Here is a 243-nt window from a genome sequence, read left to right on the forward strand (position 1 = left end):
CTTCAGTAAGCGCCAGCGAAAGTGCCTCAACATCGTTGAGTGCAAGTGAAAGCACTTCGGCTTCAGTAAGCGCCAGCGAAAGTGCCTCAACATCGTTGAGTGCAAGTGAAAGTACCTCAGCCTCCGTAAGTGCAAGTGAAAGTACCTCTGCTTCGGTAAGTGCAAGTGAAAGCACATCAGCATCTGTAAGTGCGAGTGAATCAACTTCAGCTTCGGTAAGTGCAAGTGAAAGTACCTCCGCTT

1 protein-coding gene is annotated in these 243 nt (G+C 49.0%); it reads right to left on the bottom strand.

The window, feature by feature from the left end:
- On the bottom strand, positions 1-243 hold a 243-nt coding region (locus H5S10_RS00445; RefSeq protein WP_182588361.1), incomplete at both ends, for a hypothetical protein.

This window comes from Limosilactobacillus balticus (assembly GCF_014145615.1).
GTDB lineage: Bacteria > Bacillota > Bacilli > Lactobacillales > Lactobacillaceae > Limosilactobacillus > Limosilactobacillus balticus.